The organism is Microcoleus sp. D3_18a_C4 (assembly GCF_036702415.1).
GTDB lineage: Bacteria > Cyanobacteriota > Cyanobacteriia > Cyanobacteriales > Microcoleaceae > Microcoleus.
Genome location: NZ_JAUBTI010000066.1, coordinates 3,417 through 13,364, shown reverse-complemented (window position 1 = coordinate 13,364; position 9,948 = coordinate 3,417). Strand labels below are relative to the sequence as shown.

Sequence of the window (9,948 nt, the reverse complement as noted above, 5' to 3'; positions counted from 1 at the left end):
GGTGGATTTGTATCGGGTGGATTTGTATCGGGTGGATTTGTATCGGGTGGATTTGTATCGGGTGGATTTGTATCGGGGGGATTTGTATCGGGTGGATTTGTATCGGGGGGATTTGTTGGTTGATTGGTAGTGACGATCGCACTATTGCCTTGAGTGTAAGAATTGATAAAAGATTGTCCCTGAGTAATCGTACCCACAGCATTGCTGGCGATCGCCCCAGCAGTACCGTTAGTCGTCGCATCTCCCACCGCAAAAGGTATCGGCGGATTGACATCGCCGCCGCCGTGGCGGATCGTAACTGTACCGGGTTGAGTGTCGCCAAGAGTCGAGATGCTAACAGGAGTGCCGTTTTGGTCAAAAGTACCCGTCACTCGAACTAAACCCGGAGTTGCGATCTCAACATTACCGCCCGCAGCATCGATCGATACAACACTGATATCATTTTGAGCGTTGAGATTTACTCTAGAAGTGCGATCGAACCCAATCGGATTAACATTTATTCGCCCAATGCTGATTTCGTTTCCGGCTAAAATCCTCACAATTCCCGAAGCATCTATATTGCCAGTGCTAACACTTCCCCTGCTGCTAGTGACATCAACTGCAACTCCCCGCAAATCCCGTGAAGTCACATCGAGGGGCGCTCTTAAATTGACATTTCCTGTTGTGGCGTCGGTATTGCCAATATCAATACTTCCCGTATTGCTAGTTACATTCACTCCAACTCCCCGCAAATCTCCTGAATTTACATTGCCAGAAGTTGTCAAACTGACATTTCCTGTTGTGGCCTCGGTATTGCCAATATTAATCCTTCCCGAAGTGCTATTTACATTAACTCCAACTCCCCGCAAATCTCGTGAATTTACATCCAGCGGCGCTGTTAAAGTGACAGTATTTGCTGTGGCAGTAGCGCGGCCAATATCAATAATTCCCGAACTGCTATTTACATTAATTTTTTTTCCCAGCAAATCCCCTGAATTTACATTTCCCGAACCTATTATATTAATATTCCCAATAGATGTAGTATTACCGATCGCAATATTTCCCCGATCGCTATTGAGATCGACTGAACCCCCCAGCAAACTCCCTGCATTTAAGTTGCTGGTTGCTCTCAAAGCAATCGTAGCCGCCGGAGCATTGATGGAATCAACGCTAATATTAGTTAGGGCGTCCAGATTGACTGTAGGGATAATGGGATTAAGTGGATTTGTGGCAACAGGATTAACAGTTATTGCCTCTGTGTTTATTTCCTGTCCCGCTAGAATTCTGACATCACCAGAAGTAGCGATCGCCCCCGTGTTAACATTCTCATTGCGGCTGCTAGCATTGACAGTGGCAGCGGTGAGATCGCCTACCGTTAAGTCCCTAGAAGCTGTCAAATTGATATTCTCAGTTGCTGTAATATTGACTGGTGTAGTATTAGGGACTATAATATTCGGATCGCTCAAAACCCCCAATGCCCCGGAGTTACTGACAATATCAACATTAGAGCCCTGCAAAGTCCCAAAATTCACATTGCCAAAAGCTCTGAGTGCGATCGCCCCCGAAGTCCCAGTATCGATCGACCCTGTTACTATATTGCCTCGAACAGTATTCAGACTAATACTGCCGTTGATATCAGCACGAGAAATGTCACTTGTCAATATAATATTGTCATTAGCTTGAATATTAATTATCGAACTAGACGTTAATCTGCCCCCAACTACCACTCCTGCTTCCCTGCTTTCGAGATTAATTTGACCGCCATTAATATCTCTAGTTGCGATAGTTCCCGGCGCTGACAAAATCACCTGCCCGCCAGCCGAAATATTTTCAACAGAAATCAAATTATTCGATAAAATAGACGCAGGAGTAAATATTGCATCGTCATCCTTATCTAAAGGAGTAGGTGGGTCATTATCACCCGGAGTATCCGTAGGAGAATTAGGAACATTAGGAGAATTTGCCAGATTTGCCACTCCCGCCCGCAGAATTAAAGCCGGACTGCTGGTTAAAATAGCAATATCTGGATCGCCACTCAGATTTTCCCTACCCAATGCAATATCGGGGCCGGTAATTGTAATCTCCTCGCCAACAATGCTCCCCTTCGCCTCGACTTTCAGCGAAACTCCGGTATAATCTCCAAAGAAAACATCTCCTTCGGAACTGATAATCGGGTCAAATAAACTGACAAAGTTTCCCGGCATTCCCGACAAATTGCGAATCGAAAAATTGCCACCAGAAACAAAGTGGGCATCCCCCGAAATAACGCCGTTGCTAACCAAACTCAAATTGCCGCCGCTTTGGAATTGCGGGGGAAGAGATAAGCCGCCGATCGCATTTTGAGTGAGAATGTCGATCGTGCGAGATCCTTGAATGTATAAATTCCCCCCAGCCTGCGCCAAAAAAGGATTCTGGGCGCTGTCCCTGACCCGCACCGCATCCCCACCCAGCAAACTCAAATCCCCCGTAGTTTGCAGCCTAGTGCCCGCTAACGTGAGATTTTCCGCAGCCCATAAATTCGCACTTCCCGCACTCAACTGCGGCAGCCCAGACACATTAGCAGCAATCGCCACATCCCCAGAATTCACCTGCAAACCAGAACCCACAAGCCGCACAGAACCGTCATCAGCAACCACAACACCCGTCGCCTGATTTTGCCCAGTACCTGTCAGCAACTGCGGCAAAGAAACAGGATTCAAAGTCTGTGGAGAATTACCAAAATTTCTGCCCGTTGCTATTTCCAAACTCAACAAATGTCCCGGTTGACTAATGCGGAGAACATTATCTCCCCCAACAGCAGCAACAGTAATTTGCCCGCCCGCAGCCGACAACTGCCCGGTACTAACAACCGTACCGCCAAGCAAAGCCAAATTTTGCCCCGGAGTCACCGCTAAATTGCCAGCATTAACAATACTTCCCGGTACACCCGGACTAAAATAAAAAGCATTTGGCGTACCAACCAACGCGCTAAAATTATTTGTACCTGCAGCATTAAACCAATTTGAACCAAAACCGACACCAGTAGCAGTAGTTGCAGTGAAAGCCGCCGGCACATTCAAACTCGCGTTCGGGCCAAACACAATCCCCGCAGGATTAATTAGAAAAAGATTAGAATTGCCGCCCGTGACAGTAATTAAACCGTTAATTAGCGAAGCGTCCCCGCCAGCAATTCGAGCTAATATATTCTGAATAGCCGGATTAGTCAGAAAATTAGCAATTTGACCTTGATTCAAGCCGAACTGCCCAAAACTGTGAAAAAGATTCGCGCCGTCTCCCGACAAACTGCCGCCGTTGATATCATAACGGTTGCCGATCGGGGTGACAACAGTACCCGTACCGTCAGCAGCAGGCACTATGGGCTGTGCTTGCGCGAAAGTATTAAAAATTAACAAAGAAAAGGGACAAATAAATAGCGCAACCTTTTTAATCTTTAAGTTGGCATTTTTCATAGCAGGAAGTAAAACTATCTCAATTGCCTTAATTATCGCACTTGCAAACAACTTACCTCTAAATTACACATTAATTCGCTCATGACAACTCCCAAAATCAAAAGCTTGTACACAGACGGCGCTTGTTCCGGCAACCCAGGCCCCGGCGGCTGGGGTGCAGTAGTTTGTTTCGCCGACGGCAAGTGTCACGAACTCGGAGGTGCAGACCCCCAAACCACTAACAACCGCATGGAAATGCAGGCTGCCGTCGCTGCGCTGGAATTTTTTGCCAATTCCGGTCAAACCGAACCCGTCACCGTTTACACCGACAGCGAATACGTTAAAAACGGCATCACCAAATGGATTCAAGGCTGGAAAAATAAAGGCTGGAAAACCTCAACGGGCAAAGATGTTGTCAACCAAGACCTCTGGCATCTGCTAGACAAGCTGAATTCCAGACAAATCAAGTGGGAACACGTCCGCGGCCACTCCGGCGACTTCTACAACGACAGATGCGATGAAATCGCCCGCAGCTTCTCGCACAATCTCACTCCCCAACTGCAACAGCACAAACCAACGGGAGACGAGGCCGGGGCGGGCACGGGGGCACCGCCCCTACGCTTTGACAACACAATTGTTTCGGAAGAAACGGACGTAACTGGTAACAAACAGCAGAAACCAACGGGAGACGAGGCCGGGGCGGGCACGGGGGCACCGCCCCTACGCTTTGACAACGCAATTGTTTCGGAAGAAACGGACGTAACTGGTAACAAAACGATAGAATCCTATGTCATAACTTCTGACCTTCCGATCTCCAACTCTACCATGATGGATTCAACTGCCGATACCCTGGAGAACTTGCCCCGCGAGGTGAGGGTTCAGGACCTCCGCAATCTGATCGAAACGTTGCACATCGCCGACGAGGTTGCGACGAAAGGCTACTTGATTACCAGTTCTGAACTGGCTGATTTGATGGATGTAAATGCCAGCGCTGTCACCAGTCGCGGAGACAACTGGGTTTGGCGAAATTGGGTAGTGTCGCGGGTGCGACGCGAGGGCAACCAAATTCTCTGGCAATTAGAGAGAATTGACCACGTTAGTACAACTGATTAGTCAGTTGGCAGTTGGCAGTTGGCATTTGGCATTTGGTCAACTGTTAACTGTTAACTGTTAACTGTTAACTGTTAACTGTTAATTAACTAACGGTGCAACCGGAGTTCATATAACAGGACGACCATCATCTAAAAGAGCATTAAGTTCTCCGGCAACTTGCCAAGGGTTTCGACCTTTGAACAAAGCAGCAAACACGGCTTCATAGGGATTTCTACCAGTTTTTTTTACTGCTGCGATCGCCTGTTTGTTAGATAATCCCCGCCCGCTAACCAACCAAGCAGCCAAAACCTGTCCTGTACGTCCGATCCCCCCAGAACAGTGAACTACGACCCGTTCGCCTTTGCTATTTGCAGATGCCAAAAATGGTAATATGCGATCGAGCAAAATATCCCTATCTACCAATTCAAAATCGGCAATCGGAGCCCAGCAAACTCGATCGCACCCAAAGATATTCCGATACGTTCCCAGTAAGTCCCCGTAGCGGATGAGTTGGGAATCGGGAAGCAAACAGCAAACTTGCTTGATATTGTGCCCCTGCATAAATTCAATCCACTCAGCAATTTCTGCATCGCGATATCCAGGTCTCGCTGCACCAAATACAATTAATTCAGTCTCCGAAGCCGCCGCAAATTTGTGCATAATGTTTTCAATAATTTTACCTATAATTAAGAAATACCAACAAATCCTGAATCAACAGTGAAAAACAAGAGTTCGATCGCCTTAATGAACTGGCTGCAACCCAAACCAGAAACCGTTTTGCTATGCGACTCAATAGCAGCAGCTTCTGACATGGCATTCATGCTCAACGGTGAGTGGGATGGGTGCAATAGTTTGGTGCTCCCTAAATGCGACAAGGTAGCAATTGAAGCAGCCGCTAGTTTGCTGGAGACATCGTGGTGCTACCAAAATGCTGGCGAACCAGTTTTAATCCGGCTGGGAGTTGACGAATTGCTGCGCCGTTATGCGGTTGGAGACAGGTTTTTTATTAATGCTAACTTGCGATGCGCGCAATTGAGCGAACTTTGCTTGGAAAACATTGATTTGAGTTATGCTAAATTGAATTTAGCTAACCTCAGCGGCACTAATTTAAGCAAAGCAAACTTAATGGCGGTACAGATGCCATCTGCCAATTTGAGTGGCAGCAATTTGAGTAAATCGCAACTTGTGAGGGCGAATTTATCAGGAGCAAATTTATCAGATGCTAATCTCAGAGGTGCTGATTTAAGTTATGCAGATTTAAGCAATGTTTGTTTAATAGGTGCCGATTTAAGAGGTGCAAATTTAGCGAGAACAGACTTAAGAAAAACCAGCTTAGATGGGGCGATTTTTGAGTAATACCAAATCCCGCTTAAATACTTTCTCTCACACCGCGTGGGTAAATCCTGTAAACATTTTAACATCAAACCGACAGTCCGGCAGGGGTTGAAACCCCTGCCTCAAAGCGCAAGTCCTCTAAAAGAGGACTGATGAGTTCTTGAGTCCTCTTTTAGAGGACTTTAGCTATTAGACAGGGGTTTCAACCCCTGGCGGACTAGCGGGTGGGGGGGAGGAGTGGTGGACTAAAAGCTTAAGTTGACACGCTTTGGGTAATGCCGTTTCCCTACGGCGCTCGATCGCACTTCCGGGGTATGCTTCATAAACGTGGAATCTGCTGTATCTGCGTTAATCCGCGTACATCCGCCACCATCTGCGGTTAAAGTTCCAAAGTAATTAATTGAGCAATTTCATCGGTTTGAAAACCCAACGCCATCGGCTTTTGCACTTGGGGAATCACTTGCACATCATAGAGTTCGGTGACAATTCCTTCAAACCGCAACCAGTGAACGATCGCCCCAGTAGTCAAATCTATCACCATCATACCACAGCGAGGCTCAGCATCCTTGGCTGCTAACAACTCATCCAATTCTAAACCGCTAAAAGTGTTGTCACCTCCCCGAGGTTTCGAGAGTCCAACAATTGCCCAATTTTGCCAAAAAGCTAGTCCTCGCACATATCCCGGACAAAACGTAATCGCCTCAAATTTCCCTGTATCTAAATCCACATAACCGAATTCTCCTCTCCCCGAATTCAGCAACCACAATTTATCTTGATACCAGCGGGGCGAATGCGGCATTGACAATCCTGTGACGATAATATCATTAGATTCGATATCAATAACTATACCGCCGTTTTGTCTGCGATCGCGCCAGCCATCCACCACATCCGACTGACTCGACGCTGTGACATATTTCGCCTCCCCATCCACCATCGCCAAACCGTTGAGGTGACAGCGGTCTTCATTTATATATTGTGAGATAAAGCCTGGTTTCCAGAGAGGTTTGCAACTGTGGCGATCGCTCAAAGTAGCGATACAATTAAACAAAGTGCTAATAAAAATGATTTGATTATTTTTATCGACTGCGATATCGTGGATGTCGATATCTCCTGTAGTATAACCGATTCTTGGTATATATAATTTATCGTATCCTTGGTATAATTTACCAGATTCTAAGACATTATCTAATTGCCAGAGTTGATATTTTGAACTTAAATAAAGGCGTTCCGGCGTGCAGTAAAGCCCCATTGCGCGATCGAATATTCGCCAAAATCCCGATATTCTGTTCGTTTCTGGCACAGCACCGATTAACATTAACCTGCTGGTTTGATAGGTAGTGCAAGCGAGGCTGATTTGTTGTTGGGTTAACCAAGATGGAAAATCGCGATCGCCAAAAATCTCGTGTTCTTGTACTGTAGGGGAAACTGCGGCATCGTTATTCATAGAATCTGAAGGCATATCTTTATATATCCCAAATGTAGGGCGATCGTAATTCCCTCGCCTTGCGGGTTTTATCCATCGTACTTGACCCAAATCAACATTCATCTGCGTCTATCAGGGTATATTCGCCACCATCTGCGATTAAAATTCCCAATTAATTCTGTACTCATGACAAAGATCCGACTTTTCCAACTTTACGATCCGACTTTTCCGATTAATAGACACTAGCGCAATATCCTATAATTAAAGTCTAAGGTGCCATCTGCCAAAAGGTAAAAAACCGTCGAACTCAAAGCGGGCGACCCAGCCAGACAAGCTCAACAACAACGCACTCCACTAGAAGCAAAACCAGATGACAACCCTAACTCAAATTAACCAGCCTAAAAAAAATTTATTTCCCTTTGTTGGTTGCATCAGCAACCAACAAAGCGAAATAGTCATCCTTGATCCCACAATACCCGACAGCCACCACATAGCCTCTGGCATCAAACCGGGCGCTGCAACCTATATCCTCGAAAGCAAGTCTGATGCCGTAGAGCAAATCACCACAATCCTAGCTCAGCATACAGGCATCGCAGCCCTCCACATCATCACACACGGCAGCCCCGGCAGCCTTTACTTAGGCACAACAGAACTCAACAGCAGCAACATCCACAACTACACCCAACAGTTGCAACAGTGGCCAAACAGTTTGACTGACAACGCCAGCATCATCTTATATGGATGTAACGTAGCAGCCGGAGATAGAGGCCACAAATTCCTCACTCAACTGCACCAACTCACAGGCGCAAACATCGCGGCCAACACCGCTACCACAGGCAACCGCGAAAAGGGCGGCACCTGGGACATCCCCCAACTCATCCCCCCATCGCCCCAAGCGGCCCAACTAATCCTCACAGAAACCGCCCTCAAAACCTACAGCGGCGTACTAGGCTTCGCCACCCAAGCCAGCTTCCCTACTGGCACTCGTCCCGCCTCCGTCAGCATCGGCGACTTCAACGGCGACGGTTTACCAGACTTAGCAACGGCGAACTACAGCAGCAACACTGTCTCCATCCTGCTCAACACCACCCCCACCGCAGCCCCCACCCCCAGCTTCGCCCCCCAAGTCACCTTCCCTGGCAGCAGACCCATCTCCGTCAGCATCGGCGACTTCAACGGCGACGATTTACCTGACTTAGCTGTGGCGAACGTAAACAACAACACTGTTTCCATCCTGCTCAACACCACCCCCACCGGAGCCCCCACCCCCACCTTCGCCCCCCAAGTCACCTTCGCAACTGGCAGCGACCCGATCTCCGTCAGCATCGGCGACTTCAACGGCGACGGTTTACCAGACTTAGCTGTGGCGAACTCGGACAGCAACAACGTTTCCATCCTGCTCAACACCACCCCCACCGGAGTCACCATCCCCACTTTTGCCCCCCAAGTCACCTTCGCAACTGGCTTTTTACCCCTCTCCGTCAGCATCGGCGACATCAACGGCGACGATTTACCAGACTTAGCTGTGGCGAACGCCTTCAACACCACTGTTTCCATCCTGCTCAACACCACCCCCACCTTCGCCACCACCCCCACCTTCGCCACCAAAGTTGACTTCCCTACTGGCAGTTTCCCCACCTCTGTTAGCATCGGCGACATCAACGGCGACGATTTACCTGACTTAGCTGTGGCGAACTCGAACAGCAACACTGTTTCCATCCTGCTCAACACCACCCCCACCGGAGTCACCACCCCCACTTTTGCCCCCCAAGTCACCTTCGCAACTGGCAATTTACCCCTCTCCGTCAGCATCGGCGACTTCAACGGCGACGATTTACCAGACTTAGCAACGGCGAACGCCAGCAGCAACACCGCCTCCATCCTGCTCAACACCCCCCCCAAAGTGACCGCTGTCACCGCCACCACCGCTGACGGCAGTTACGGCATCGGTGCCACCCTCAATATCACCGTCACCTTTGATGCTGCTGTCAACGTCACCGGTACACCCCAACTGCAACTAGAAACGGGTACCACAGATCAATTTGCCAACTACGCCTCTGGTAGCGGCACTACAGTCCTCACCTTCAACTATGTAGTGCAACCAGGAGACACCTCTGCCGACTTAGAATACCTCGCCACCAACGCCCTCACCCTCAACGGCGGCACCATTAAAGATAATTTGACTGCGGATGCCCTCTTAACCCTGCCCGTCCTACCCTCAGCCAACTCCCTCGGCGGTAGCAAAGCCATAGTAATTGACACTCTTGCACCCACAGTCACCAGCGTCACCTCAACTTTAATTGACGGCACTTATACAGTCGGTCAAATCATCCCAATTACGGTAACATTCAGCGAAAACGTCAACGTCACAGGCACACCACAACTAACTTTAAACACAGGAGGTGCAGGAACCGCCATCAATTATGCCTCTGGTAGCGGTACTAACACCCTCACCTTCAACTACACCGTAGCCTCCGGCAACACCAGTGCAGACCTAGATTATCTCTCAACAGCCGCCCTCTCCCTCAACGGTGGCACCATTAAAGATGCTGCTACCAACGATGCCGCAATCACCTTACCTGCACCCGCAGCCGCTAACTCTTTGGGTGCAAATAAAGCCATAGTAATTGACACTCTTGCACCCACAGTCACCAGCGTCACCTCAACTTTAATTGACGGCACTTATACAGT

The 9,948-nt window shown here is 48.4% G+C and carries 6 protein-coding genes and 1 pseudogene; 4 read left to right on the top strand and 3 right to left on the bottom strand.

What is annotated here, in order from left to right; genetic code table 11:
- The first annotated feature begins 1 nt into the window (after window position 1).
- Window positions 2-130, top strand: coding sequence for a hypothetical protein (locus QUB16_RS33660; RefSeq protein WP_445251154.1), 129 nt, complete (start codon window positions 2-4; stop codon window positions 128-130).
- Window positions 131-1,463: 1,333 nt separating this feature from the next.
- Here the strand turns inward: QUB16_RS33660 and QUB16_RS33655 are convergent.
- A pseudogene (locus tag QUB16_RS33655) lies at window positions 1,464-3,428 on the bottom strand (two-partner secretion domain-containing protein); the annotation flags it as partial.
- Between the two features lie 81 nt (window positions 3,429-3,509).
- On the opposite strand from QUB16_RS33655, the gene rnhA reads away from it, so the two are divergent.
- Window positions 3,510-4,520, top strand: coding sequence for a ribonuclease HI (gene rnhA / locus QUB16_RS23160; protein WP_333319758.1), 1,011 nt, complete (start codon window positions 3,510-3,512; stop codon window positions 4,518-4,520).
- A 105-nt stretch (window positions 4,521-4,625) separates the two neighbouring features.
- On the opposite strand, the gene QUB16_RS23155 is transcribed toward rnhA, so the two are convergent.
- Window positions 4,626-5,159, bottom strand: a complete 534-nt coding sequence (locus tag QUB16_RS23155) for a dual specificity protein phosphatase family protein (protein ID WP_333212627.1) — start codon at window positions 5,157-5,159, stop codon at window positions 4,626-4,628.
- Between the two features lie 57 nt (window positions 5,160-5,216).
- Here QUB16_RS23155 and QUB16_RS23150 point away from each other — a divergent pair, with 57 nt between their 5' ends.
- On the top strand, window positions 5,217-5,855 hold the full coding sequence (locus tag QUB16_RS23150; protein ID WP_333319756.1) for a pentapeptide repeat-containing protein: 639 nt from the start codon (window positions 5,217-5,219) through the stop codon (window positions 5,853-5,855).
- A gap of 358 nt (window positions 5,856-6,213) precedes the next feature.
- Here QUB16_RS23150 and QUB16_RS23145 read toward each other — a convergent pair whose 3' ends face one another.
- Window positions 6,214-7,278: a TIGR03032 family protein gene (locus tag QUB16_RS23145; protein WP_333319790.1), complete on the bottom strand. Its 1,065-nt coding sequence runs from the start codon at window positions 7,276-7,278 to the stop codon at window positions 6,214-6,216.
- A gap of 349 nt (window positions 7,279-7,627) precedes the next feature.
- Between QUB16_RS23145 and QUB16_RS23140 the strand changes: the two genes are divergently transcribed.
- On the top strand, window positions 7,628-9,948 hold a 2,321-nt coding region (locus tag QUB16_RS23140; RefSeq protein ID WP_333319754.1), incomplete at its 3' end, for a DUF4347 domain-containing protein.